20 protein-coding genes are annotated in these 26604 nt (G+C 69.1%); 10 read left to right on the top strand and 10 right to left on the bottom strand.

Features of this window, described 5'->3' with window-relative positions; all coding sequences use genetic code 11:
• Window positions 1-60: 60 nt before the first annotated feature.
• On the top strand, window positions 61-276 hold the full coding sequence (locus tag IE325_RS12820) for a hypothetical protein (protein ID WP_190069956.1): 216 nt from the start codon (window positions 61-63) through the stop codon (window positions 274-276).
• Window positions 277-386: 110 nt separating this feature from the next.
• Here the strand turns inward: IE325_RS12820 and IE325_RS12815 are convergent, their stop codons facing one another.
• The 6 genes from IE325_RS12815 to IE325_RS12790 form a co-directional block, all read right to left on the bottom strand.
• On the bottom strand, window positions 387-1274 hold the full coding sequence (locus IE325_RS12815; protein WP_190069955.1) for a carbohydrate ABC transporter permease: 888 nt from the start codon (window positions 1272-1274) through the stop codon (window positions 387-389).
• Window positions 1271-2230 (bottom strand): carbohydrate ABC transporter permease, encoded by a 960-nt coding sequence (locus IE325_RS12810; protein WP_190069954.1) that lies wholly within the window; start codon window positions 2228-2230, stop codon window positions 1271-1273. The genes IE325_RS12815 and IE325_RS12810 overlap by 4 nt, the downstream gene beginning before the upstream one ends.
• 78 nt (window positions 2231-2308) lie before the next feature.
• A complete protein-coding gene (locus IE325_RS12805) occupies window positions 2309-3667 on the bottom strand; it encodes an ABC transporter substrate-binding protein (RefSeq protein WP_229911796.1) in 1359 nt (452 codons plus the stop codon).
• 117 nt (window positions 3668-3784) lie between these two features.
• Entirely contained in the window at window positions 3785-4546 is a 762-nt protein-coding gene (locus IE325_RS12800; protein WP_190069953.1) for a DeoR/GlpR family DNA-binding transcription regulator, read from the bottom strand.
• Window positions 4547-4924: 378 nt separating this feature from the next.
• Window positions 4925-5389: a transposase family protein gene (locus IE325_RS47020; RefSeq protein WP_350894645.1), complete on the bottom strand. Its 465-nt coding sequence runs from the start codon at window positions 5387-5389 to the stop codon at window positions 4925-4927.
• 206 nt (window positions 5390-5595) lie between these two features.
• Complete coding sequence (locus tag IE325_RS12790; RefSeq protein WP_190069951.1) at window positions 5596-6201, bottom strand: dihydrofolate reductase family protein; 606 nt, start codon at window positions 6199-6201, stop codon at window positions 5596-5598.
• Window positions 6202-7365: 1164 nt separating this feature from the next.
• On the opposite strand from IE325_RS12790, the gene IE325_RS12785 reads away from it, so the two are divergent.
• From IE325_RS12785 to IE325_RS12765, 5 genes are all read left to right on the top strand, one after another.
• Entirely contained in the window at window positions 7366-10476 is a 3111-nt protein-coding gene (locus IE325_RS12785; RefSeq protein WP_190069950.1) for a glycoside hydrolase family 18 protein, read from the top strand.
• A gap of 359 nt (window positions 10477-10835) precedes the next feature.
• A complete protein-coding gene (locus IE325_RS12780) occupies window positions 10836-11024 on the top strand; it encodes a hypothetical protein (RefSeq protein WP_190069949.1) in 189 nt (62 codons plus the stop codon).
• A 510-nt stretch (window positions 11025-11534) separates the two neighbouring features.
• Entirely contained in the window at window positions 11535-12683 is a 1149-nt protein-coding gene (locus IE325_RS12775) for an ABC transporter substrate-binding protein (protein ID WP_190069948.1), read from the top strand.
• A 126-nt stretch (window positions 12684-12809) separates the two neighbouring features.
• On the top strand, window positions 12810-14078 hold the full coding sequence (locus IE325_RS12770; protein ID WP_190069947.1) for a sensor histidine kinase: 1269 nt from the start codon (window positions 12810-12812) through the stop codon (window positions 14076-14078).
• Entirely contained in the window at window positions 14075-14731 is a 657-nt protein-coding gene (locus tag IE325_RS12765; protein ID WP_190069946.1) for a response regulator, read from the top strand. Before IE325_RS12770 ends, IE325_RS12765 begins: the two co-directional genes overlap by 4 nt.
• Window positions 14732-15618: 887 nt before the next feature.
• Here the strand turns inward: IE325_RS12765 and IE325_RS12760 are convergent.
• Window positions 15619-16452 carry a PIG-L family deacetylase gene (locus IE325_RS12760; protein ID WP_190069945.1) on the bottom strand — a complete coding sequence of 278 codons (834 nt, stop codon included), beginning with the start codon at window positions 16450-16452 and terminating at the stop codon, window positions 15619-15621.
• Window positions 16453-16769: 317 nt separating this feature from the next.
• The gene (locus IE325_RS12755; protein ID WP_190069944.1) at window positions 16770-17255 is read right to left on the bottom strand and encodes a pyridoxamine 5'-phosphate oxidase family protein; all 486 of its coding nucleotides are present in this window, start codon (window positions 17253-17255) and stop codon (window positions 16770-16772) included.
• 287 nt (window positions 17256-17542) lie between these two features.
• Here IE325_RS12755 and IE325_RS12750 point away from each other — a divergent pair, with 287 nt between their 5' ends.
• Window positions 17543-18304 (top strand): PIG-L deacetylase family protein, encoded by a 762-nt coding sequence (locus IE325_RS12750; RefSeq protein ID WP_190069943.1) that lies wholly within the window; start codon window positions 17543-17545, stop codon window positions 18302-18304.
• A gap of 208 nt (window positions 18305-18512) precedes the next feature.
• A complete protein-coding gene (locus IE325_RS12745) occupies window positions 18513-20426 on the top strand; it encodes a hypothetical protein (RefSeq protein WP_190069942.1) in 1914 nt (637 codons plus the stop codon).
• A 162-nt stretch (window positions 20427-20588) separates the two neighbouring features.
• Here the strand turns inward: IE325_RS12745 and IE325_RS46060 are convergent, their stop codons facing one another.
• On the bottom strand, window positions 20589-22046 hold the full coding sequence (locus tag IE325_RS46060; RefSeq protein WP_229911795.1) for an SUKH-4 family immunity protein: 1458 nt from the start codon (window positions 22044-22046) through the stop codon (window positions 20589-20591).
• Between the two features lie 332 nt (window positions 22047-22378).
• On the opposite strand from IE325_RS46060, the gene IE325_RS12735 reads away from it, so the two are divergent.
• The gene (locus tag IE325_RS12735; protein ID WP_373315151.1) at window positions 22379-23854 is read left to right on the top strand and encodes an amino acid permease; all 1476 of its coding nucleotides are present in this window, start codon (window positions 22379-22381) and stop codon (window positions 23852-23854) included.
• A complete protein-coding gene (gene dapE, locus IE325_RS12730; protein WP_190069941.1) occupies window positions 23842-24903 on the top strand; it encodes a succinyl-diaminopimelate desuccinylase in 1062 nt (353 codons plus the stop codon). Before IE325_RS12735 ends, dapE begins: the two co-directional genes overlap by 13 nt.
• A 34-nt stretch (window positions 24904-24937) precedes the next feature.
• Here the strand turns inward: dapE and IE325_RS12725 are convergent, their stop codons facing one another.
• Window positions 24938-26554 (bottom strand): PucR family transcriptional regulator, encoded by a 1617-nt coding sequence (locus IE325_RS12725; protein ID WP_308437655.1) that lies wholly within the window; start codon window positions 26552-26554, stop codon window positions 24938-24940.
• Window positions 26555-26604 lie beyond the last annotated feature (50 nt).

Below are 26604 nucleotides of genomic sequence, written 5' to 3'. Positions count from 1 at the left end.
TTCCGTGGCTGGCGTGCTGCCCCGCATGCGGGGCAGTGCCCCGCACCGCACCCTGGTGCCATGGCCAGTGCGCAGCCCGTCGTCGTCTACCCGCCCGCCGATGACGGCGGGCGGCGTGTCCGCGCCGGTGATCGTTTTCTGGGTATGGCGTACGGGCTTGTGGACGTCGCCGAGTTTTTGTTCCGGGTGGGTGTGGAGGAGGCGGATCCTGAGTATGTGCGGCGGTCCGCGCTGATCGAGTGGCGTGGTGGTGGGCCGGATGTGTGGGGGCGCTGAGCGCGCATGACGCGACGCCGGGTTCGGGATGCGTATGGCTCGGTGGCGCGATGTGGCGACGCCGGGCGTCCGCCCCCGCCGACCGTTCACCGAATTCGGTGAGCCGTGAGTTATTTGACCGCTCCCAGCGAGAGGCCGCGGACAAGTTTGTCCTGGGCGGCGAAACCGGCGATGAGCACCGGCAGAGAGACCAAAGTCGCGGCGGCGCACAGCCGGGCCAGAAAGAGACCCTCGCTGGTGATGAAGCCGACCAGGAAGACCGGCGCGGTCGACGCGTTGGTCGCCGTGAGGTTGACGGCGAACATGAACTCGTTCCAGCTGAAGATGAAGCAGATCAGCGAGGTCGCGGCGAGGCCCGGCATGGCGACCGGCGCGACGATCCGCAGCAGCACGGTCGGCAGGCCGGCGCCGTCGACCTCGGCGGCCTCCAGGATCTCCCTGGGCACCTCGGCGAGGAACGAACGCATCATCCACACCGCGATCGGCAGGTTCATGGCGGTGTAGAGGATGATCAGCGTCCACACGTTGTCCAGCATTCCGGCGTCCTTGACGATCAGGTACACCGGCAGCAGGGCCGCGATCGCGGGCAGGAACTTGGTGGACAGGAAGAAGAACATCACGTCCGTCCACTTCTCGACCGGCTTGATGGACAGCGCGTACGCCGTCGGCACCGCCAGGACGAGCACGAGCAGTGTCGAAATGACGCTGGCCATGGTCGAGTTGAGCAGGAACGGCGTGATGTCCCGGCTGAACAGCAGCTTGTACTGGTCGAAGGTGACCGGCGCCAGAGGGCTGGGCGGGTTGGTCGCCGCGTCCGCCTCCTGGTGGAAGGAGGTGAGCACCATCCACGCCACGGGCGCGAAGAACGCCAGCGTGGCGAGCCAGGCGACGAACGTCCACAGCGGGGACAGCCGGGGTGTGCCGCCGTGGTCGTCGCGGCGCCGGAGAGCCTTCTTGAGTCTCGCGCCGGGCGCGGGGAGGGCCGCGTGAGTGGTCATCGGGACACCTCCTCGCGGAACAGCGATGCGATGGTGCGCAGCGCGAAGGTCGCGATCACGATCGAGCCGAGTACGACGACCACGCCGGCGGCGGCCGCCTGGCCGTACTCGTACTTGCGGAACATGGTCAGGTAGATCTCGTAGGGCAGGTTGGTGGTGCGGGAGCCGGGGCCGCCCTGGGTGATGGTGTAGACCGCGTCGAAGGTCTGCACGACATAGATCGTGCCGAGCAGGATGCCCAGTTCGAGGTACTGGCGCAGATGCGGCAGCGTGATGAAGCGGAAGGTCGCCATCGCCGACGCCCCGTCGACGCGGGCCGCCTCCAGGACGTCACCGGGCTGCGCCTGAAGACCGGCCAGGATGATGAGCATCATGAACGGCGTCCACTGCCAGACCAGAGACAGCACCACGGCGGGCATGGGGTACGAGGACACCCAGTCGATCGTGGGGCCGTTCTCCGCGCCGAACAGGCGGTATACGGCGTTCAGGGTGCCGTTGAGCAGGCCGTAGTCGGGGTTGTAGATGGCGTGCTTCCACAGGAGCGCCGCGGCGACCGGCATCACCAGGAACGGTGCGATGAGCATCGTCCGGGCCAGACCGCGGCCTAGGAACCGGCGGTCGAGCAGCATCGCCAGGCCCAGCCCGAGCAGCACGCTGATGAGGACCACCGACGCGGTGAGTACGACGGTGTTGAGCACCGCCGTGCGCAGCCGCTCGTCGGTGAAGACGAACTTGAAGTTGGACAGGCCGACGAAGTGCCGCTCGCCCGGCTTGAGGACGTTCCACTGGAGCGTGGAGATGACGAGCGTGGCGACGAACGGCAGCTGGGTGACGACGATGGTGAAGATGAGCGCCGGAAGCAGCGGGATACGGCGGCGCCACTTGCCGGCGCCGGCGGGTGTGCGCCTGTGGCTGGGCGGTGGTGCGGTCCTGGGGGGTGCGGTGAGCGTGGTCATGGAGGCTTCCTCTGCCAGTGACGGCCGGGACGGGGAGAACGGGCCCGGCCGGCGGAGCCGTCGGCCGGGCGTTGACGGTCACTGGTAGTTCTTGGCGACTTCCTCGGCGAGCTTCTGGCCGTCGTCGAGCGCCTTGTCCACGCTGGTCTTGCCGGCGATGGCGGCGGAGATCTCCTGGGTGACCTTGGTGCCCAGGTCCTGGAACTCGGGGATGGCCACGTACTGGACGCCCACGGTCGGCCTCGGCTGCACACCCGGGTTGGCCGGGTCGGCCTGCTCGATCGACTTCAGGGTGATGTCACCGAACGACGCGGCGGCCTTCTGGTACTCCGGGAGCTCGTACGTGCTGACCCGCTTGCCGGCCGGGATGCGCGACCAGCCGAGCTTCTCGCCGACCGTCTTCTCGTACTCCTTGCTGGACGCCCACAGCATGAACTTCGACGCGGCGTCGGCGTTCTTCGTGGTCTTCGGCATGGCCCACGCCCAACTCCACAGCCAGCCACTGCTCTTGGTCTCGGCCGTCGGCGCGTAGGCGTAGCCGACCCGCCCTGCGATCTTGCTGGAGTTCGGGTCCTCCAACGACCCGGCCGCGCTGGTCGCGTCGTACCACATCGCGACCTTCTTCTGGCTCATGGCGTTCAGGCACTCGGTGAACCCGGCCTGCGCCGCCCCCGCCTCGCCGTGCTTGCGGACCAGGTCGACGTAGAAGTTCGCCGCCTTCTTGAACTCGGGTGAGTTGACCTGCGCCTTCCAGTCCTTGGTGAACCAGGTCCCGCCGTAGGTGTTCACCACGGTCGTCAGCGACGCGCCGAGTTCGCCCCAGCCGGCCAGCCCGCGCAGACAGATGCCCCGCATGCCCGGCTCCGCGCCGTCCACCTTCGCCGCGATGTCGGCTATCTGCTGCCAGGTCGGACGCTCGGGCACCTTGATGCCCTTCGCCTCCATGACGTCCTTGTTGTACATCAGGAACGAGGACTCGCCGTAGAACGGCAGGGCGTAGAGCTTGCCATCGGAGCCGGAGAGGGACGTGACCATCGGCTTGAGCAGGTCGGCCTTGTCGAAGCTCGCGTCCTTGTCGGCGTAGGAGCTGAGTTCGTGCAGCCAGCCGTTCTTCTCCCAGATGGGCACCTCGTAGGCGCCGATCGTGGCGACGTCGTACTGGCCTGCCTGGGTGGCGACGTCCTGGGTGACCTTGTCGCGCAGCTCGTTCTCGGGCAGGACCGTGAAGTTCACCTTGATGCCGGTGTCCTTCGTGAAGGTGTCCTTGGTCAGCTTCGCGATGTCCTCCATCTGCGGGTTGCCGACCATCAGCACGTTGATGCTCTTGCCGTCGCCGCCACCGGAGCCGGAGGAGCCGCCCGCTCCGCTGCAGGCGACCAGCAGGGAGCTCGCGGCCGCCGCCGTGGCGACGACATGGATCATTCTTCGTGTGCGCATGACTGACTCCAGGGGTGTGTTTCGAGGGTGTGCGGGTATGCGGAACCAGGCCCCGGACCTGCGGTGCGAGGCCTGGGCGGGGGCGGGATGGGATGGGTTGCGGAGATGAACCGCGGCTCAGACCCGGATGACTTCTGGGCCCAGCAGTGAGTAGCGGTGTGCCTCAGAAGCGCTGAGTCCGGCGTCGGTGACGATCGCTTCGAACTGCGTGACATCGGCGAAGCGGCAGAAGCTCACGGCACCGAACTTCACATGGACCCCGCAGAAGACCCGGCGCCTGGCGGCCTGGAGAACCCGGGACTTGACCTCGCCGACCGATGGATCGGGGGTGGTGAGTCCGTACTCACGGCAGATGCCGTTCGCGCCGACGTACGCCAGGTCGATGACGAGGCCGGACAGCATACGGGTGGCCCAGTGGTCGACCGTGGCCAGTGTTCCGCCGCGCACGCGGCCGCCGAGCAGCAGCACGGTGATGTTCTGTGCGCACACCAGGTCTCCCGCGGTGGCCAGCGAGGAGGTGACGACGGTCAGCGGACGGTCGCGGGGTAGCGCGGCGGCGACGAGCTGCGGGGTGTAGCCCTCGTCGATGTAGACGGTCCCGGCATCGCCGAGCAGCTTGGCCGAGGCGGCGGCGATTCGTGACTTCTCGGCGATGTGCAGGGTGGCGCGGTAGGAGAGTGTCGTCTCGAACCCCGCGCTCTCCACGGGATGGGCACCGCCGTGCGTACGCCGGACCAGTCCGTGCCCCTCCAGCAGGTTCAGGTCGCGCCTCACGGTCTCCTTGGAGACCCCGAGTTCCACGGCGAGCCGTCCGACGTCCACCGATCCGGCACGGCGCGCCGCTTGGAGAATCCTGCGTCTTCGTTCCTCGGCGCCCACAGCAACACCTCCGCTTCACGGCTCCGCGCGTTGTCGCCCGCGCCGGCTCTGTCCCGAAGTCCGCCCCCTGGGCCCGCTTTTCGGAGCCCGGCCCTTTCGGACTTCGGTGGCCAAATTTCTACATGGCAACTGAGCAGATCGGCCAGGTCCGCCAGGGGGACTTCATGCCCGAATTTGACCGCTTCCGGGGAAGGGAATCCCAGGACGACGTGGTGAAGGGTTCGGTCGTGTGGGAGGACACTGCCCGACTGGTAACTGCCGCTTGCCCGTTGGCTGCCCGTTCGCCCAAGCGGATTTGGACAGCCGACCGGGCCCGGCCGGGGGCTCGGCTTCGCCATTGCCTCGGGCGGGTGATCCGTTCTGGGGCGGAAACAGCGGTCATGAACAGCAGAGCATGAACAGCGGAGGCGGAAATCTCCCTCCGGTCACGCATATCGCTGATAGTGCAAGGACTCTCCAATAGCGGCTGTGGCGGCCCACGTGCACGTTCGTCCGGCCTGAAGCCATGGATTTGCAGGCATGGACATGTCCCCGAATTCCCGGGCCTCGTCGCACAGGTGAGTGTCGGGGCTCGGCTAGACGGTCTCGCGCGGTGTCGCCGTCGTCGGCGGACAGGATCCGGGTGAGGGTGGGGTGAGAGGTGTACGGCAGCGGCCGGAGGGGCGGCACCGCCCTCCGTGCCAGCAGGCCGACGGCAGCGCACTGGCCCCACCCGGCGATCTCCTCGAGGGGCCGCGCGCCGGAGACCACCGCGCACGAGCAGATAAGCAGCACGCTGAGCAGGGGATACCGACGGCCGCGGCGCGAGCGCGGGTCAGGGACGCGCTCGAGACGGGCGCGCATAGGCCCGATGCCGCGGTCGTCGAGCGGACTCAGCTCGGTCAGGACGGCAAGGATCGGCGAAGACGAGCAGAACAGGCGCTGGACCTCTTCGTGATCAGCCGACTTCGACACCAACATGATCACTGGCTCCGTGCCCCCTATGAGGTCTTGCTCCGCGCCCGCCGGCGCCGGCCCGGCGGCCGACCAGACCGGCGGACGGGGCGACGTCACGCAGGGGCGCCGAGCGGCGGGTGCTCGAGCACACGGGGCTTGTACTCGACCAGTTGGATGCTGCCGTCGAAGGTGTGGTGCTCGATCATCTCGAGGGCAACGTCCGGATAGCCGTCGTAGATGCGTTCTTCGCCCGTGGCCCCGGTGATCACCGGGAACATCACGACCCGGAAGCGGTCGACGAGTCCGGCTCGTAGCAAGGACCGGCACAGGCTGAGGCTGCCGATCGTGCTGAGGAGCCCGGAGCCGCTCGACTTCATGGCGCGGACCGTCTCGACGGCGTCGTCGCGGACGAGCGTGGAGTTGGCCCACGTCAGTGGCTCCTCGAGTGAGGAGGAGAACACCACCTTGGACGCCTGCGTGAGCTCGTCGACGGACGCCTCTTCTTCGGGCCTGAACTCGTCCTGGCCACTCGGGACCTCCCCTGCGGCGAAGCCCGACATCAGGCGGTAGGTGTTCGCTCCCATCAGGTAGGTGGCCTCGGGCTGCTTGCCGAGCCAGGCGAGGTACTCCGGGCCCTCGAGGCCCCAGAACCCGGGCCATCCCTCTCCCGATGCGTAGCCGTCGAGGGAGGTGATGAAGTCGACGAGAAGCTCCGACATGACGGTGTCCTTTCCTAGGTGTCACGAGCTTGGACCGGCCGGGAGCCACAAACTCATCGGCCACGCTGTGGAGTAACGAGAAAACCCATGACGCTGCTGCCGATCAGGTCGGCGGAGCGGTAGCGCTCCGGAGGGCCGGGGGCCTACATGGTTGCGCTATGCATGCAGTCGGGTAATGATCTCCATGCCATTGGGAATGGCGTTTGAGTTCTGTCAAAGCCTCCCCGACGAGCTACGCGATCCCGGAACCTGAAGCCGCCCTGCTTCGCCCGCCACCGGATGCGGTGGTGTTGATACCGGGCCGCAGTAACGGTGCGGCCTGTCCTTCGGTGCTGCCTGACTGGCGGCCGGTCCGGACGGGAGGGACCGGCAGCGTCTTCACCTGGACCGGCTCGTAACGAGGTGGGCGAGGCCTCGCGAATGGTCTTTGCGCAGGCTTCCCCGTGGTGAGCCAATTCGAAGGCCTGCAGTGTCACCGACTGCCAGGAGGTCAACCGCGGCGGCGGACCTCGTTTGAGCCGCTGCACGACGTACGGTGCGCGTCGCAGCTGGTGAGGAGTGCGTCGAGCCGGACTGGAGGTGACAGCGCAAGCGTTTGGCGTGCTTTGCCACGAGCCTACGCAACCTCCCGCTCCGCGACATGGCGCAGAACCAGATCTGGCTGACTCCACCACCGCCCAACTGGTCACCGCCGCCGCACCCTCCGCCCCACCCACCCCTGGTCATGGAGCGATGTGATCATCGAGGCCCTGGACCGGCTCCAAGCCCTACCGAAACCCACCTGCCCAGCACGTTCCCTTCCCTCCCCGCGGGCAGCGCCACCCCGCCGGAGCCGTGGAACCCGGCGTCCACCCGACACGACAGCTGGGCCCTCACGCTGCCCAGCATCAACCCAACACGCCGAAAACGGCCCGCCAAGTTGCACTGACGAGCCGTCATGAAATACCGAGGCTAAATGACCGCCGACACCGCAGCGACACAAACCCCTCTCACCACCGGCTCCGTGGACCAGATGTTCTCCGGGGCATCAATTCCAGGCCATTCTCATCGCCCCGTTCTGGCGCGATCAGGCGCAACCGGAAGGGCTCATTCCGCCCTGTGGCCGACAAGGTCGCCCATGATTGAGTGGGGTGCATTGATCCACAACACGGGGAGTGACTTTCAATGGGCCTTTCGTCGGATTACCCTGACGTCTCCGAGTGGGAAGAAAAGCCGAGCGGTTACCAGACCGGAGCCGTCGCCAAATACAAGGGCAATATTTTCCGTGCCGCTTTCTGGGCCTCAGAGCCGGGGGTGGGAGACCCCAACAACAACGGCTGGCGATTCTTCGACGAGCTGTACGACCAGACCCCGCACAAGCCGACCGAGCGGGCGAACGTCATTGCCTACATCCCTACCTGGCGGCAGAAGGAGGGATTCGACTACGGCAAAGGCGAGATGTATCAGTACATCACGCACGGCATCATCGCGTTCCTGACGTTCAGTGAGAAGGATTCCGGGGCGTTCGACCCCGCGTCGGTCAGGGAGATCGGCGCCATTCTCCCGGACGTGCTCATGGCCTCGGACCTGTATGGGACCAAGATCATGGTCGCCCTGGGCGGTGCGAACGACTTCGCGTTCCTGGACCTGATGACGGAGATCGGGAACAACCCGGCTTCCCCGAAGCTCGACCAGACGGTGCGCAAGGTTGTCGACTACGTCACCCAGAACAGTCTGGACGGCGTCGACCTCGACCTGGAGTGCTGGTGGGGCCGGCCCGGCCAGGGGGACCAGGGCGGCCGGCTGAAGAGTGACGGGCCGCATCCCGCGGGGCGGGGTCTGACCCTGTTCGCGAAGAAGTTGAAGGAGGCCATGCCCGACAAGGTCGTGTCGGCGGCCGTCTTCGGTACCTCGTGGTACGGGAACAATTACGACCCGGACATGGCCGAGCACCTCGACTGGATCGGCGTGATGACCTACGACCTCACCGGGTCGTGGGACAAGTCCCCGGTCGGCCCGCATTCCGCCCTGCACAAGATCCGCGGGAAGGACACGGCGGAGATCCGTGAGTCGGATGTCTATCTGGAGTCGTATCTCCGCGAACAGCAGGGCGACTGGCCGGCGGCCAGGACGGGCGCCGGTTCGGACGCCCCGGGCGGCGACGCCGTGGAGAACAATCCGATCCTGTCGGTCGAGGACTGCCTCTGGTACTGGACGAATCCGCTCTTCATGAACTGGCAGGGCAAGGGCCAGGGCGTGGACCGCGGCAAGATCGCGGCCGGAGTCCCGGTCTACGGTTACGACTTCGCCGCGGCCAAGGCGCCGGACGACCTGACCGGTGAAGTGCCCCCGGGATACAAGGTGCTGCGGTACAAGGAAATCCTGGACGAGTACCCGGATGCCCTCAATGCCAAGGACGCGAACATCAAGGTGGACGGGAAGACACCCCGGCCCAAGCTCAAGGAGCCCCTGCCTCCGGGCGAGTACTCGTACGCCCACAACATCTATTTCGAGACCCCGGACACCGCCGTCACCAAACTGAAGTTCCTCAAGGATGTCGGCGCCAAGGGCGTCATCATCTGGGAACTCTCCAACGACGTCTGGGAAGACGGCAAGAGCATCATCAAGGCCCTCTACCTCGCCTCCGGAAACCCGGTCCCCGAGACCTCGCCCGTCACGGATCCGCCGATCCCGGTGGCCAGTTCCTACCTGTGGGACTCCACCGGATTCCTGGGGCACGCGAGCGGCCCCCTGCAGTTCCAGGACGACGGGACCAAGGACAACGGCATGCGCCAGTTCTCGGCGCGGCTGTGGAACATCCCCGACGACGCGGACTGGAAGAGCGTCGCCCAGAACTGCCCGGCCGTGGTCAAGAGGCAGTACTTCAACCGGCCGACCCGCATCGTGGACAAGGGTGCCCTCGGACTCTGGGGCGAATTCGACGTCCGCGACAACGACGACGTACCGGACTGGTTCTGGGGGCACATGGAGGAGAAGGACGGGGCGCCCGACGGGCACACGCGGTACGCCTCGCGCCTCTGGGGACTCTCCCTCAGCGACGACTGGAAAGCGGCCGCGAAGCAGACGCCGGCGCTCATCGCGGGCCAGTACTTCAATGAGCCGACGGAGATCGAGGACAAGGGAGTCGGCGGACTCTGGGGCATCTTCGACGTCAGCAACGAGCCGAGCCCGATCCCAGCGTTCACCGCACAGGTCAAGGGCGAGAACGACTGCATGTACTGCCAGGTCGACACCCTTCCCGCCAAGGACCTGGACAGCCTGGGCAATGTGGAACGGTTCAACCTGACGAACACCATGACCATCGGCGAGGACGCGCCCTTCCTCTACTCGGTCATCACCAAGGGCGACGGCACGGTCGACTTCCCCGAGGGCGTCGTCATGACCCTCGCGGACCCGGACGGGAACTCCTTGAACAAGGACGTCGAGGACGACGGAAAACTCGTCAAGATGTCCGGCGACTCGGTCCGGTACCTGGTGGTCAAGGACCCTCAGGCCGGCGACTGGACCATGTCCATGAGCGTCACCAGGGGCGCCGAGTTCCGGTGCGAATGCAACACCGTGCCGAGCACCAAGGTGTACGACACCCTCATCGACACCCGCCGGAAACTCGACGCGGTGCAGGGCCTCGAACCTCGGGATCTCGGCAAGACCGGGGCCACGGCGCTCGCGGGTGTGGCCACGATCGCGTTCATGGCTCCTGAGATGCTCCCGCTCCTCGCCCTGGGCGTATTCGTCTTCGGCGTCGGGCTCACCGCATCGAAGCTGATCGCCGACAACCTGGCGGACACGTCGCAGAACATGGCGGCATACTCGCGGGTTCTGTCGCAATTGGAGAAGAGCCTTCTGGAAGAAGGCCCCGCCGCATTGGACAAGTACGTCTGGCTGATCGGCAAGAACGTTTCCGGCCCGGAGGTCTACGAGCTCCTCAAGCGCCCCCAGAACATCATCAGGTGGGCCGGGGTGCACGTCGAGGTGCTTCAGTTGGTCGAGCACATGACGGACCCGGAAATGCAGAACTCAATTCGCCATGTGTTCTGGCAGTGCCTGCTCAAGAAGAGGCTGGGTGAGGATTTCGCCAAGGCGATGGGCGAGGCGCACGAGCGTGGCCGCCCCGGGTCCGACGCGGACAACAAGGCGGACGAGAAGAACAACGAGATCGGTCTCCGACTCGCGGACGAAGTGAAATCCGACAAGGAATGCAAGAAGCGCGTCCACGAGATGTGGGAAGCGGGACAACTCGCCATCCGGCCCGACTACGAGGGCGACCCGACCTGATGCCGGCGTAAGAGAGAGCATCGACGGACCGCACCACCGAGCAGGTTCACGACCTGTTACGGGACAGGACCCGTCGCACCCACGGCCGCAGTGCCGAACCCACCGCGGCCGTGGTGCATGCGAAGGCCCTGGCGGGGGGCGTTGGCGAGGACCTCATCCTGAAGCTTCGGACTCATACTCCTGACACCTTGAAACTATTGAGGTACCCCCCGTCTCCTGCCGTCCGCAGCATCGTCATGGCGAAGCGGCAAGCAGCACGGAACCCATCGTCGCCGTGCTCGCCGCCGGCGCCCTGGCTGCGGGCTTCCGGCCCTCCTCGGCCGCGGCGTCCAGCGGTCAGTCAGCAGGGAGGGAATCTCATGAGAATCAAGAACGGCAGCGCACGAACGAGACTGCGTCGAACAACGGCAGCCGCCGTACTGGTCGGTGCGGTTGCCGTCGTGAGCTCCCCGGTGCTACCGGCCGGAGCGGCGTCGTATCCGACCACGGACTTTCCGCAGATCACCAACGAGGACGAGAAGCGGACACGCAACCGGCCCGCGGCCTGACCGGCTGCCGGTGCTCGGGGACACGATGCCCCTGAATAGCGTGTGATCGCCGGTCAGCCGAACCGGCGATCACGCCGCCGCGTAGCTCCACGCCCGCAAGCCACAGCATCGACGCACCCCGGAACCGCTGCCGCCCGGGCAACCACCCGGCGACCTACCCGGCGTGCCACCTGCGCCGCCGCTCACGGACGCCACGGTCTCAAGGCCGAGCAGGCCGCGGACAGGAACGCCGCCCGTCTGCTGCTGGAGTGGATCGCCGACCGCGGCAAGACGTCGGTCCAGGTCAGGCTCTCCCCGACCCTTGTGGCTCGCCCCACGACTGCTCCACCGCCGGTGTAGAGCGCGCGGGCCCTGGCCGGCGTTCAACCGTTCGGTTGAACGCGGATTCCACCGTCCGAAGGCTCATCGATCCATACGGACGACGCGGCCGCATGCTCGCCCGCACCAGAATGGCGAACGCCCATGGCGCCCGGGCCGTTTACGCCACCCCCTCAGAGAGGTCTCCTCAGCGTGTCCAGCTACTTCAGCAGACGAAGTGTCCTCACCACTGGGGCCGGCGCCGCCCTTGGCCTCGGTGCGCTCGGCGCCACCGTGAACTCCGCCGCGGCCGCTCCGGCCGCCGCCTCCCGGCTCTCCACCGGGCGCGAGGAGACCCGCTCGCTCGACGAGCTCTACCAGGCGGCTCTCAAGGAGGGCGGGAAACTCGTCGTCTACAGCGGCGGCGACACCGCCACCCAGCAGGACGGCACCAAGGCGGCTTTCAAGGCCCGCTTCCCGGACATCGACCTGACGCTGATCGTGGACTACAGCAAGTACCACGACGTCCGTGTCGACAACCAGTTCGCGACCGGCACCCTCGTCCCCGACGTCGTACAGCTGCAGACCCTGCAGGACTTCGTCCGCTGGAACCAGCAGGGCCGGCTGCTGCACTACAAGCCCGCCGGGTTCTCGAAGCTGCACAAGTCGTTCCGGGACCCGCAGGGTGCCTGGGTCTCCGTCGCGGCGATTGCGTTCAGCTTCCTGTACGGCACGGACGCCGTGGGCTCGGACGCTCCGCGCAGCCCCCGCGACCTGGTCGACCCGATGTGGAAGGGGAGGATCGCCTCGTCGTACCCGCACGACGACGACGCCGTCCTCTACCTCTACTCCCTGTACGTCCAGAAGTACGGCTGGGAGTGGGTGGCCAAGCTCGCCGCTCAGGACGTGCAGTTCGCGCGGGGCAGCAACTCGCCGGGCGACGCGGTTTTCGGCGGGCAGAAGGCGATCGGGGTGGGCACCGCGGGCTCAGCGGTCCCCTCGTCCTCCTCACCCGCGAAGTTCGTGATCGCCGACGGGCACCCGTTCATGGGCTGGGGCCAGCGCGCCGCCGCCCTCAAGCAGGCCCAGAACCCGACGGCCGCCAAGCTGTACCTCAACTGGCAGCTGTCCGCCGAGGTGCAGAAGAACTCCTTCAACGGCTGGTCGGTGCGCACCGACATCGCTCCTCCGGCCGGTCTGAAGCAGCTCTGGGAGTACCCGAACGCCCATGTGGACGGCTTCCCGGAGTTCATGGCCGACCGCGCCGAGGTCGAGCGCTGGAAGCAGACCTTCGCCCTGTACTTCGGCGAGGTCAAGGGCGCCCCCACGCCCGGCTGGCTCGGACTGCACCCCGGAGCCTGAACCGCGGCGGGGTTGCCGGCCCGCACTCCCCAGCTCGACGGGCCGGCAACCCCGTCTTCACCGCGTCCATACAGGTGACGGATAGACTCGGCGACCCCGACGGATCATTCCTCCAGGGGGTTTGCCGTGTCCGACACCCGTCGCCCGCAGCCGCCGGCGCCCGGCCCGGGCCGCCGGCTGGCTCCGCACCACCTGACACACCTTGTCTTCTTCCTCGTCGTCGGGGCGGCGCTGGTCCGGCTGACCCGGTTGAACATCGAGCTGTGCTGGGACATCGTGGCCGTCGGCACCCTGCTGGCCGGGACGTACGCGGCAGGGTTGGCACTCGAACGTCGACTGGGCCCGCTCGCCCGGCACATCTGGGTGGTGGCGCTGGTCCTGCAGTGGGCGTACCTCGTGTTCCTCATTCCGCCGCCGCTGACCGGTGCGTACGTGTGGTGCGCCGTGCCCCTCGCCTGCGCGGCACTTCGCGCCCTCGGTGCCCGAGCGGCCACGGTCGCAGTAGGGGCCATCACTCTGGTGCTGTTCGGGCAGCTCAGCCGCAGCGCGGGCGGCTTCGACGCCGAGATGGTGCTGATCCCGGTGGCGGCCGTGTGGGGCACGGTGGCCCTGTACCAGGCCCAGCGGCGGGATGCCGCGAAGCGCCAGCGCCTGGTGGAGGAGTTGCGGAACACACGTGACGTACTGGCGCGGGAGCAGCGCCGGGCGGGCGTGCTGGAGGAGCGCGGGCGCATCGCGCGGGATCTGCACGACACGCTCGCCCAGGACCTGTCGGGCAGCCTGATGCTGTTGCAGGCCGCCGAGCGGGACTGGGAGGCGAGGCCGGACGTCGCGCGTACGCGGCTGCGTGCGGTCATCGACGGGCTGGACGCGGGTCTCACGGAAACCCGGCGGATGATCCGGGACCTCACTCCTACCGTGGTCGCGGAGGAAGGGCTGGAAGGCTCCCTGAAACTGCTGTGCCTGCGCGCGCAGGAGCACGGCACCGCTACGGACGTGCGGTTCCGCTCCGTCGGCACCCACCGCCCCGACCTGGACGAACAGGCCGCGATCACCCTGTTCCGGGTGGCCCAGGGCACGCTCGCCAATGTGCGCGAGCACGCTCGGGCGACGACCCTGCTCGTAACACTGCATCAGACAGCCGACCGCGTCGAACTGGACGTACGCGACGACGGTGTCGGCTTCGACCTCGCCCGCGTGGGCGACGAACGCCCCTCGGGCGGGGCAGATCGCGGATTCGGGCTGCCGGCGGCTCGGGCGCGGCTGCGGGAGTACGGCGGTGATCTGGTCGTCGACAGCGCCCCGCGGCAGGGCACGCGGATCCGGGCCACGGTCCCTGCCCGTCCGGGGGCCGGTGCGCTCCGGCCTGTGAGCTCCACGGCGGCGGTCCGATGACGGCGTCCTCGCTGCGGCTGCTGATCGCCGACGACCACGCGGTCGTCCGAGCAGGGCTGCGGGCCCTGCTGGAGGGCGAGGCGGACCTCGAAGTGATCGCGGAGTCGGCCGACCCCCAGGAGGCCGTGCGACTCACCGTGGCTCTGTCACCGGACGTCGTACTGATGGACCTGCGGTTCGAGGGCGCCGCGCGCGGAAGCGGCGTGGCCGACGGTGTCGAGGCGGTCCGTGCGCTGGCCGCCGAGGCTCCGGGGGTGCCGGTGGTGATGCTGACCAGTTTCTCCGGGCGCGTCGACGTCGTGCGCGCGCTGGAGGCCGGCGCTCGCGGCTACGTACTCAAGGCCGGGCTGCCCGAGGATCTCTTCCGGGCCGTACGCAGCGCCGCGGTGGGCGGGGTGGGGCTCGCATCGGAGGTCGTCGGCGGCCTCGTCGGCCAACGGGACGATCCCGGGGCGCACTTGACCAGCCGGGAGAGGGAGGTCGTGCGCCTGATGGCCGACGGTCACAGCAACCGCTCCATCGCCGGCTCCCTCTACCTCAGCGAAGCGACCGTCAAGACCCACCTGGTGCGCATCTACCGCAAGCTCGGCGTCGACAACAGGGCGGCGGCGGTCTCCGAGGCGGTCCGCCGGGGTCTGCTGGAGTTGACGTAGTGACTCGGTGAGAATGGCTCAACGACTCGGCCCGACTGGCGGCGGACAGGGCGCCATTGCCCAGCCGTGACGGGGCAGGCAGTCGCCGCCTCCGCGGTCCTCCCGCCGCACGTACCGACGCGGCCAGTGGGTTTGAACGCGGACGGGCGAAACCGGGGTCGAAGGCGCGGGTTCCTGGCGAGCAGAGGCGCTTCGCCAGCCAAGTCTCACGCACGTACCGACCCTCTGAATTGTTATAGGTGCCGCGTCTCGTCCACCCCATGCCACAGTCGAGCAGACACGAACGCGCTGTCGGAACTGGCGCGGCGATGAAGGGGGAAGCATGCAACCACGTACGCGACGCGCCAAAGCGGTCGGTCTGATGTCCGCCGCGGTCCTGCTGTCAAGTGCCGGACTGAGCCTGACGACCGCGCCCCCGGCATCCGCCGGCAATGGTTGCTTTGTCCTGGCCGGAATCAAGGGAGACACGGCCTGGGCGAAGGGCTACTGCGACGATGCCGACGACAAGATATATCGCAAGTTCGTTTGGAGTAAGGCACCTGACAGCTGGTGCCTACCCTTCCACGGCGGCAGGCAGTGGACCCACGATCGGCCCCATCCGGGAGCCGGCTTCCAGGGCATGAAGGCTTGTTCCCCCTGACGCCAGACTCGCGTGACCTGCAGTTCCTTCCGGAATCCCACGGCCTGTCGGACAGCGGAGTCTCAGCTTTGTGTCCTTCCCTCGGCGGTCTGTCCTGATCGGAGCAGACCGCCGGGCGAGTGCCTGCCCACCTGGTCGCGGGCTGCCGGAGCGGAACCCGCGTGGACGAGTCTCCGGGGTGTGTGACGCGCTCGATCGCGCCGTGCGGCCGATGAGCTTCCCCCGAGTTCCGCTCCGGATGGGTGGATCAGCGCAGTCCGGCGAAGAGATCGTTCTCGGGTACGGCCGCGCCGGTGGCGTCGTGGACACGTACGAAGGTCTCCATGCCCATCAGCTCGCCGAAGCGCTCCTTGCCCATCTTGAGGAAGAAGATGTTCTCGCCCTGACTGGCGTGCGCGGCCAGCGCGTCGAACTTCTGACCGCTGAAGGCGGTGGTGTCCACCCACGTGGTGATCTCATCGTCGGGGAGGCCGATCTCGGCCAGCGCGGCAGCCTCGGCAGGATCCGGCTCCGGCATGTCCTCACCGAACTCGCGCATGGTCTCACCGAACCGCTGCATCATCGAGCGGGGCATCGTCGTCCAGTACACCTTCGGATTCAGCGCGGTCATCTCCAGCGCCGCCATCGTGATGCGGTTGGCCTGGATGTGGTCGGGGTGGCCGTAGAAGCCGTTCTCGTCATAGGTGACGACCACATCGGGCCGGTAGTGCCGCATGAGTTCCGCGAGTCGGGCCGCGCCTTCCGCCACGGGGGTCTGCCAGAAGGATCCGGGGGCGTCGTTGCTCGGCCAGCCCATCATCCCGGAGTCGGCATAGTCCAGCATCTCCAGATCGCTGATCTTCAGGACGCCACAGCTCGCCTCGAGTTCCTGACGGCGCATCAGTGCGACCGCCGCCGGATCGTGCCCGGGATCGCCCGGCTTGACACCCCCCGGTCCATCACCGCAACTGCCGTCGGTACACGTCACGAGAACCGTACGGATGCCTTCCGCCGCATACCGCGCGAGGACCCCTCCGGTTCCGGTGGCCTCGTCGTCGGGGTGGGCGTGTACTGCCATGAGCGTCAAGGGCCGGTCGGTCATGAGAAAGTCCTCCTGCAGAAATACGTCTTGGTCCGAGTGCGCGGCGGGCTTACCGCGACCCCGAGGACCCGGATCCTGCCAGAGCGACGACCTTGTGGTCTCCGTGTTCCCCGCCGGTGGCGCCGGTCCCTCGATCGATGCAACCGCGCCGGCCGGACCGGCTGTTCCCGACGCGGCCGCTCGGTCTTCCAGACGTTGGCGGCGTCTCCAGGTGAGAGCTTTCCAGGGCTACCGGGCGCGGGTGTGCCCTCTACGACGAGCGATGCGCCGACAACTCCCTGTGCCCGACACGGCGCGCCATGTCCAAGGCGAGCTGGTCAGTCCATCTTCTTGGCAAGTTCGGCGAGGAACTGCGGCACTCGGCCGGCACCGAAGTCGTAGAACCGCGCCCACTGCGGCTCGAGCGCGATACGCGCCATCCGGTCGTACATGGCCCGGCAGTTCCGCTCGAACTCGGCCGCGTACTCGGCGTCGAAGTTCTTCCGCGCGGCCTCCAGGTACTCCGGCACCACCCCGTCGACGATGGTCAGGTGCACCACGCCGCGCACGGACAGCGTCTTGGCCGAGCCCGGGCTGTCGCCGGCGTCGATGGTCAGCGCGACCTCGGGGCGGGCCGACAGCGCCTCTACCTTGGGCGCCGTGGCCGCGGTGGACATGACGATCTCCTCGCCGGTCCAGAAGATGCCGATCGGGACGACACGCGGCAACCCGTCGAGCCCGTTGTACGCGAGCCGCGCCATGGAGGCCTGGTTCAACAGCTCGTGTGCGTCGGCCAGCTCCTGCTGCACCTGCCTGGGGTCCATGATCGTCTCCTTCCTCTGCCACGCGGCCCCGTGTGGCCGCTCATGTCCCTGGGACGGAGCGGGCGCCTCGTTCTCGACATCGGGCCGGAAAACCGTCTCTCGCCGCCCACTGCCACCAGCCGATCGTGCCGCTTTCTCCGACTTCCTCAACCGGGGCACCGGCCCGCAGCCCGAGTACTTGGCGGCCTGCCGGCGTGCCTGTTCACCCTGCCCCAGCCCCGCCGGTCGAGGCATCAGCGCCCGAAAACGACGGACGGCGACCACCGCCACGCGGAAGGATGGTCGACATGACATTGCCTGCCCTCCCCGAGAAGTCCTTCCAGCGCGTGCTCTGTGTCGTCGCGCACCCGGATGACATGGAGTACGGCACCTCCGCAGCCGTGGCCCGCTGGACCGCCCTCGGCATCGAGGTCGGCTACCTTCTGCTCACCCGCGGCGAGGCGGGCATGCCGAACCCTCCCGAGGAGACGGCACGCCTGCGCGTCGCCGAGCAGCAGGCCGCCTGCGCCGTCGTCGGCGTCGAGCACCTGACCGTCCTCGAACATCCGGACGGCGTGCTCGTCTACGGCCTCGACCTGCGCCGGAACATCTGCCGGGAGATCCGCCGGTTCAAGCCCGACGTCGTACTCGGGGGCGGTTACGACATCGAGACGCCCTACGGCTTCGACCAGGCCGACCACCGCGCGGCCGGCCTCGCCACGCTCGACGCGGTGCGCGACGCGGGCAACCGGTGGGTCTTCCCGGAGCAGGTCGACGACGAGAACCTCGAACCGCACTCCGTGCGCTGGCTCATCGTCCCCCGACTCGCCGGCTCCGGCGCGACGCACGGCGTCGAGGTCACGGGCGAGCCGCTGCGCCGCGGCGTCGCCTCGCTGGAAGCGCACGCCGCATACCTGGCCGCGCTCCCCGACCACCCCGCCCCGGCCGACTTCATCCCGCAATTCACTGCGATGGGCGGCAAGGCGATGGGCGTTGAGCACGCCGTCCTGTTCCGTGCCCATGACCTTCAGGCACCGCCGGAGTTGCTGACCGACGACGCGCAGGAATGATTTCGGGCTCACCGGGACTTGAGCCAGCGGTGGATCGGGCCCAAGTTGGACAAGCGGTAGACCTGGCTGGTCGCGACGGCGTCCAGCCGCAGGGTCGGCAGGACGAGGAGGGGTGCCTTGTCGCCGCCCCTTGACCATGCCGACGACGATGACCTGTCGTGCGAGTGAGGGCCTTGTCCCACCGCGATCGGACGAGGATCATGATCGCGTGCAGCCCCGAGAGAAACTCCACGACCTGCTCACGCGTGCCGGACTCACGGTCGTCGAGGAGGTGCGCCCCGGCAGCCTGTTCCCGCCGGAGGCCGGATGGCGGATCGCGCAGGGGATCGCGGCGCCGGACGGCGCGGCCCGGGAAGCGCTCGATGCCGCGTGGTGGCGCCGTCTTTGCGATGTCGACGGCGAGTTCCTGGTGGCCGTCCTCAGACACCGGATCGGCGGCAACGACGCCTGGTGGACCCGGGTCCGGCATACCGGGAGCGGCGGTGTGCCGGAGTTGACGGACGTCCCCGGGTTCGTGGCGCTCTCCCTCGACGGGCAGGTGTTGCTGGCGCACGTGCCGGGCGTGGACGGGCCTCGGGTGACGGCCTTCGACCGACTCCCGGAGCGGCTGGACGAGGCCGCCGCTGCCGCCGGACGCGAGACCGAGGCCGAGCGCGCCGAGGTGTGGGCGACGGTGCCCGGCCGACCGGCGTGGCCTCTGCACTGGGCGGAAGGGATCGGGCTCAATCCGGCCGCGACCGACGAACTCCTGATCCGGCTGCTGGATGTGGATGAGGGCTTCCTGCACGGATGCGATCGGCCGGCCGTCCTCGACGCCGCCGTGGCACACCCCGATGCGCGGGTGCGGGCAAGGCCCGCCGACACTTTCCGGCCCAAGCTCACCTCCGATCAGTGGATACAAGTGGTCCTCGCCGAGCCGTCGCCCGATCGACGCGTGCTCTGGGCGGAGCACGCCTGCGTCTGGGGCGTCGAACTCCCCGAGGACCTGTACGACGAACTCCTCACCGGCCCGTCCCGCGCGCAAGCCGCCGAACTCCCGGGGATCCCCGCGCCACACCTCCCCGGCCTCGCGGTCGACGCCGATCCTCGGGTGCGGACGGCGGCCTGTGGCCGGTGGGAGGAACTCGCCGCGCCGCTACGGGAGTTGCTGCTGGCCGACGCGGACCATGCCGTGCGGACGGCCGCGCGGCTCGCCCACCACACCGGCGTACCCATGCCTCGCGAGGTTTTCGCCGCCCTACCCGACCCGCGGCCGGCCCTGGAACGGTGTTGCCTCACACCCGAGTTGGAGGCGGAGCTGGTCCGGGGCGGGGACGCGGCGGTACGTCTGGCGCTGGCCGCCAACCCGGGCCTGAGCGGGGATGGCGTCGCTGTCCTCGCGGAGGACCCGCAGGACGACATCCGCTCCGCAGTGGCGCTGCGCTCCGACCTCACCGAGGAGCAACGCGCCGCAGTCCGCTATGACTTCGACCCGAAGTCCATGTCGCGCACCCTGCGCTGGGTCGAGGACCTGCATGGTGACGCCGACGCGTTGCGCCGCCTCGCCGAGTCGTCCCACCCGCTGGTCCGCCGCAGTGTGGCCCGGGCCCGGCACCTGCCGCCGGATGTCGTGACGCGCCTGGCGCGGGACGAGGACCGGGTGGTCCACCTGTTTCTCGCGGAATCGTGCGAGGACGCGCCGGCCGACATGCTGCTGGAGGTCTGGCGCTGGTGGGACGGCAGCTTCAGCCACCCCGGCCGGCCCCGCAGCCACCCCAACTTCCCCCGCGCGGGCCTGTTGCGCTACATCGCCGACCCCAGCGGGCGGATGCGCCGCCTGGCCCTGGACGACCCGGAGTCGACACCGGCCGATGTCGCACGCCTGGCCCGGGATCCCGAAGCCGAGGTGCGCCGCCGCGCGGCCGTGGACCCCCGGGTGTCACCGGCCGACGCGGTGCGGTTGCTGAACGACCCGGCGGACCATGTCCGCAACGCCGCGGTACGCAATCCCCGGCTACCGGCCCGCGTCCTGTCCGGCCTGCTGCACGACCGCGACACGGCCAACACAGCGGTCACCAACCCGGCGATCCCGGCCTCCGTCCTGAACCGCATCCTTACGGCGGCTGCGGCAGCCACACGCTGAACACCGACGCGACAGCCGCGGTGCACCGACCCTGAACTCCGCCACGCCTGGCCAGCGAGGGGGGACCGGCCACCTTCCCCCCACGGTCATGTCCCTACTTCGTAAGTGAGGTGGGCGTGTGAACCGGCTGGACGCCAGACGGGGCCGACACCAGCGCCGTGATCAGGCCAGTTGCTGGAAGACTTCGGCCCAGAACGGGCAGTCGTCGACGTAGGGTTCCATTTCGATCATGCGCTCGCGCATTTCGGTGAGGGCGGCCGTGCGTAGCGCGTCGTCGGTCGAACTCAAGGTTGCGCTGGACTCGCCGATCAACCCGAGCAGCGCTGCCAGCGTGGGGAGATCGTTGGCGGCAATCCCCTTCCAACCCCGGCCGTGGTCCCATCCGTTGGGGTCGTAGTGGGTGATGCCGCCGTCCGCCGCGTCGAGCATCAGGTGCTGGTCGTAGCGGGTGGCCACGGTGAAGGCGAAGTTCTCGGGCGGGGAGTCGTCGTCGGGGTAGCGCTCTCCGTAGATCTCGTCGGCGTCGAGCGGTTCCTTCCAACTCGGGTGTCGAAGGTGCCGCGTGTCGAGGTCGACGACATCGAGGTGGACGGTGGGAAAGCCCACCGTGATCAGGAATTCCCGGCTGCCTGCATCGGTGAGCTCGGCAGGCAGGTCGGCTTCGCTCGGCCGCCAGAGCGTGCCCTCGCCCAGCCGCTCCTCCAGCCACTGAACGTCTGGTATGAGAGGAATGTCGTCGCGTGTCACTGCATGGCTCCCGGTAGTTCCACGGTTTTCGATCATTGTGCCGTCTTGGTCAGCCTGCTCTGATCTCTCATAGCGGTGCGTGTACGGGGTGTCGGGGCAGCTGCGGCAGATGAAGAAGCACATGCCGCCGAGGTCGCCCAGGTCCATGTCGTGCCCGAATGTGTCGAGGGCGGCGGGATCGGCCCTCGCCATCCAGCACGGTGTCGTGGCGCCGTCCTGGCCGGGGTCCCGGTCATCGAGGGGAAGCCAGCGGCCCATGCCCGGTTCAGTGGCGGTGATGCTGAGCAGGTGTTCCATGCGGCTGCCGCAGCCTGCGCAGTCGGGCCGGTCGGGCTCCTGGGTCCAGCCCGGGTAGCCGCCGACCTTGCTCTGTTGGGTGGTGGCCACCTCGAAGTAGTCGTAGCCCCGTTCCTCCTTGAGGGTCTCGAACCGCTCGCCGAGCAGCGTGCCAAGTCCCTGCGGCAGGTCCCAGTTCGGGTACTCCGTAGCGGGAGTGGGGGAAACCGTGCACGGGCGAGGCAGGTAGTCCTCGTCCGCGGCGTGGGGGCGAGGCGGTTGCCCGGCAGTGGCGCCTGCTGTCAGTGCCGTACTGCGCCATCGGAGTTGGGGGTTGGCCGCGCATTGGTCGTCCTCATGAACGAGCGGGCACCACAGGATCTGTAGCAGGTCGGTGCCAGCAGGGAGGACAAGGCCGGGCACGTCCCGTGCGTACAGCTGCAGCACCGGGACCATCGCGGCCGGCTCCGGCGCGACAGGAGCGGCGAGTGGCTCGTAGGGGTCGGGTTCGGCGCACATCGGCCAGGGCTCGTCGGCTGGCCACAGCGACGTCGAGGCCGTCTTTCCCGAGCTGATCGGCACGGCGCGCGAAGCCACGCTCCTCTACCCCCGGGCCGGGCAGCGGAGCCAGCGGCCGGGGTACGGGCGGCTTGTCCTGGACGGTGTTCCGCTGCGTGTGCCCCGACGGCATGACGTCTCCAGCTGATGGTGGTCGTGATGCGGCCGACCTCAGCTCTCGCCTCTGACACCTGGAGCGATCCCGCCCCGCCTCTTGGCCCGTCGGCGCCGAGCTCGCAATCGAGTTCATCTCCGCATTGGCCGGCAGGCCAAACCACCCCGCACCGTCTTGGCCATCACGCACACCCCTCCCCACCTCCCCCTTCCGCATCATCAAGGTCCGGAACGGGTGCTGTGAGAGGAGTGGGCGCGTGGACACTGTGGGGACGAGACCTCGAACATCCGCGGGGGAAGTCAGGGGCGCGAGCAGGCTGACGCGGCGGCGCGACGTTGCCGATCTGGTTGCCGAGGCCCGAGGTGGTGCGTTGCGGCGGACGATGGGGCTCACCCAGCTGACGCTGCTGAGCGTGGGCGCCACCCTCGGCACCGGGATCTTCGTCGTTCTCGGCCAGGCGGTGCCCGAGGCGGGTCCGGCCGTCGTGGTCTCCTTCGTGCTCGCCGGGATCACGGCACTGTTCTCCGCCCTGTCGTACGCCGAGCTGGCGGGCATGATCCCGGGCGCCGGGTCCTCGTACAGCTATGCCTACGCCACGCTCGGCGAGCTCGTCGCGTGGGTCTGCGGCTGGTGTCTGGTGCTGGAGTACGGCGTCTCGGTCGCGGCCGTAGCGGTCGGCTGGGGCCAGTACCTCAATGAGCTGCTGGAACTCACCATCGGCTGGACACTGCCGGAGTCGCTGGCCGCCCCGCCCGGTGCGGGCGGCGTACTGAACATTCCGGCCGCCGCGATCGTCGTACTCGCCATGGTCGTGCTGCTGCGCGGGGCCCGCGAGAGCGCCGTCGTCAACACGATCATGGTGACGGTGAAGGTGACCGCCCTGGTGCTGTTCTGCGCCGTCGCCTTCACGGCGTTCCGCGCCGGGAACTTCCAGCCACTGTTCCCGCTCGGCATGGCCGGCGTCAGCGCGGGCGCCGCCTCGTTGTTCTTCTCGTACATCGGCTTCGACGCCGCCTCGACGGCCGGTGAGGAGGCGAAGAACCCGCAGCGCGACCTGCCGCGCGCCATCCTCCTCTCCCTCGGGCTGATCACCGTGCTGTACTGCGCGGTGGCGATCGCGGCGGTCGGCGCGATGCCGTGGCAGAAGTTCGCCGGCACCGAGGCGACCCTCAGCGAGGTGCTGGTCCGCTCGGTCGGCGGCGGCGACCTGTGGCCTGTCCTGCTGTCCATCGGCGCGGTCGTCGCCACCACGAGCGTCGTCCTCGCCGTGCAGTACGGCCAGACCCGCATCCTGTTCTCGATGGCGCGCGACGGTCTCGTGCCGCCGCTGTTCGCCACGGTCCACCCGAGGACCGGGGTGCCCCGCGCCAACACGGTCATCGTGTCCGCGTTCGTCACGCTGCTCGCCACGCTGGTGCCGCTGGGCGCGCTCGCCGACGCCACCAGCATCGGCACCCTGTTCGCGTTCGCGCTCGTCAACTGTGCCGTACTGATCCTGCGCCGGCGCAGCCCCGAGGCACCGCGCAGCTTCCGGGTACCGCTCGCGCCGGTGACATGCGTGCTGGGCGTGCTGTGCTGCGCCTACGTGATGTGGGGGCTCGGCGCCGACACCTGGATCGCGTTCGGTCTGTGGATGGCGGTCGGGTTCGCGATCTACGCCCTCTACGGCATCAAGCACTCCCGGCTCAACCGGCCCGCCGAGCAGGAGGAGGCCGTCGTATGGTCCCGCTGACTCCGACCGGCGACCTCGTGGATCTCACCCGGGCCCTGGTGGACACGCCCTCCGAGAGCGGAGGCGAGGCCGCCCTCGCGGACGCCGTGGAGTCCGCCCTGCGCGGCCGCGCTCACCTGACCGTCGAGCGCATCGCCAACTCCGTCGTGGCCCGCACCGACCTGGGGCGCGCCGAGCGCGTCGTCATCGCCGGTCACCTGGACACCGTGCCGGCCGCCGGGAACCTGCCGTCCCGGCTGGACGGAGAGCTGCTTCACGGGCTAGGGGCGTGCGATATGAAGGGCGGAGTCGCCGTCGCCCTGCGGCTCGCGGCCACCCTCACCGCACCGGTACGCGACGTCACGTACGTCTTCTACGAGTGCGAGGAGGTCTCCGGCGACCGCAACGGCCTGAACCGCATCGCCGCCGAACGCCCCGACCTGCTCGACGCGGACCTCGCGATCCTCATGGAGCCGTCCGACGGGGGTGTCGAGGCGGGCTGCCAGGGAGTCCTGAACGCGGACATCACGGTGCGCGGCGAGCGCGCGCACACCGCCCGCTCCTGGAAGGGTGTCAACGCCGCGCACCGGGCCGCCGCCATGCTCCAGCGCCTCGACGAGCACACCGCCGAGCGGATCGTCATCGACGGCCTGGAGTACCGCGAAGGGCTGAGCGCGGTCGCCGTCCGTGCAGGCATCGCCGAGAACGTCGTTCCCGACACCTGTGTCATCACGGTCAACCTGCGCTTCGCGCCCAGCCGTTCGGCCGGACAGGCCGAGGCGTATCTGCGCGGGCTCTTCCCCGAGTACGACGTCGAGGTCACCGAGGTCGTGCCGGGAGCCCTGCCCGGGCTCGGACAGGGCCCGGTCGCCTCGCTCGTCGAGGCCCTGGGGGCGACCGCCCGCCCCAAGCTGGGCTGGACCGATGTCGCCCGCTTCGCCGCGCTCGGCACGCCCGCGCTCAACTACGGCCCCGGCGACCCGACCCTCGCGCACACCGTCGGGGAGTACGTGCCCGTCGGCCAGTTGCGGGAGTGCGAAGCCCGGCTCGCGGCCTGGCTGAGCGGCTGACCTGAACCCCACGCGGCACATGGCGCCGGCCGGTTCACCGGGCGGCACCCCGCAAGCCGCCGAGCGTCCGCAGTTGCAGCCACAGCACCAACCGCTCGTCCGCGTCGTCCAGATCGATGCCGAGGTGCTGCTGCGCCTGTTTGATGCGGTACCGGCAGGTGTTGGGGTGCACCGCGAGCACCTTCGCCGTCCGCGCCATGTCGCACCCGGCGTCCAACCAGCACACCAGGGTCCTGGCGTAGTCGGTCCCGTGCCCGGCGTCGTAGGCAAGCACCCTCCGCCAGGCACCTTCGGTCAAGTCCCGCCGCTCGCCCATGAGTTCACGCAGCCGGAGCAGTGTGACACGGGCGCGTACCTCGGTCACGGAGGCGACGTCCTCGTCCGGCCCGAGCACATGCAGGACGAGGTCGGCGTCGTCCCGTGAGCCGCGCACGGCCGCCAGGTCCGCGACCACGTCCCCCAGTCCCGCCCGCACCGGCACCCGCAGCGCCCGACCCGCGCGGCGCACGATGTCCTCGACCAGCCGCTTGTGCCGCTCGCCGCCCCGCTCACCGGCCACCGGCAGCAGCGCGTACACCCTTCCGCCCACCAGCACGCACGCGTGCCGCCCGTAGCGCGCCTCGCACTGGAGCCGTACGAGGTCCAGCAGCCGTAGCGCGGTCTGTTCCCCGTCGGGCGCGGACCCCGTGCCTTCCAGGGCGAAGGCCACGACACGGACCGGGGCGTCCGCGGCGAGACCGAGGAGGTGTGCGGCGCCCGCGGGCTCGGCGGTGCCGTCGAGGAGACGGCGCAGCAGGTCGCTCGTCACATGCCGGGACAGTTCCTCGCTCGCCCGGGCGCGCAGCAGGAGAAGGGCGGCCGTGGACGCGCCCTGGGTGAGCGCCTCCTCGGCGTTCGGGCCGAGATGCCCGTCGTCGACGGCCCACACCGACCCCAGCGTCTCGCCGCCCGCGCGGATCGCGACGGCGAGCCTCGGCAGCTCGTCACCGTCGAGCGCGGCGAGTCGGACGGGTCCGGGAGCGGCGAACAGGACGCGGTACTGCTCGGTGTTCTCGGGGCTGCTCGGCACCTGGCGGCCCAGGATGCCCTGCCGCCGGGCGTCGTCGACGGCCTGCCCGGGGACCGTGGAGTAGGCGAGGATCCGCTGGCGGGCGTCCTCGATGACGGTCGCGCCGCCCACGGCCGTGGCCACCGCGTTGGCGAGCGCGAACAGATCCCCGAAGGCGGCCCCAGAGCCACCCGCCGGGCCGGACCTGGAACCGATCGCGGACGCGAGCAGCAAATGGACGTGATGCCAGGCGGCCTCCTCGTCGACGGCGAGCAGCGCGAGGCCGTGCGCCTGGGCCGCCGCCACCGTCTCTGGCCGCCCGTCCCCGTCCCGCACGACGAGCCCGGCCATCCCCGCCGCCGCGGCTCTACGGGCCAGCGCCTCGACCTCACCCCCTCGCGCCCCGACCGCCAGCAGCAGGGCGCCGGGCGCGCCGCGCGGGAACGGCGCCCCCGCGTCGTGGAGCAGGACGTCCGAGACGGGTCCGGTGAGACCGGCCGGGGCGGTGAGCACACGGAACATGGGCTCGCCGAGAGTGGCGAGCAGCTCCTCGAGGGTGCAGGCGTCCATGGGCGGGAGGTCTTTCCGATGGGGAACGGTCACACGGGGACGATTGGCCTTTTTATCGGACGGTGACGGCCGAGGTCCTTGGC

Origin of the sequence: Streptomyces lanatus (assembly GCF_014655715.1) — a bacterium.
GTDB classification, from domain to species: domain Bacteria; phylum Actinomycetota; class Actinomycetes; order Streptomycetales; family Streptomycetaceae; genus Streptomyces; species Streptomyces lanatus.
The sequence above is the reverse complement of the archived record's forward strand: the minus strand, read 5'-3'. Positions and strand labels throughout refer to the sequence as shown.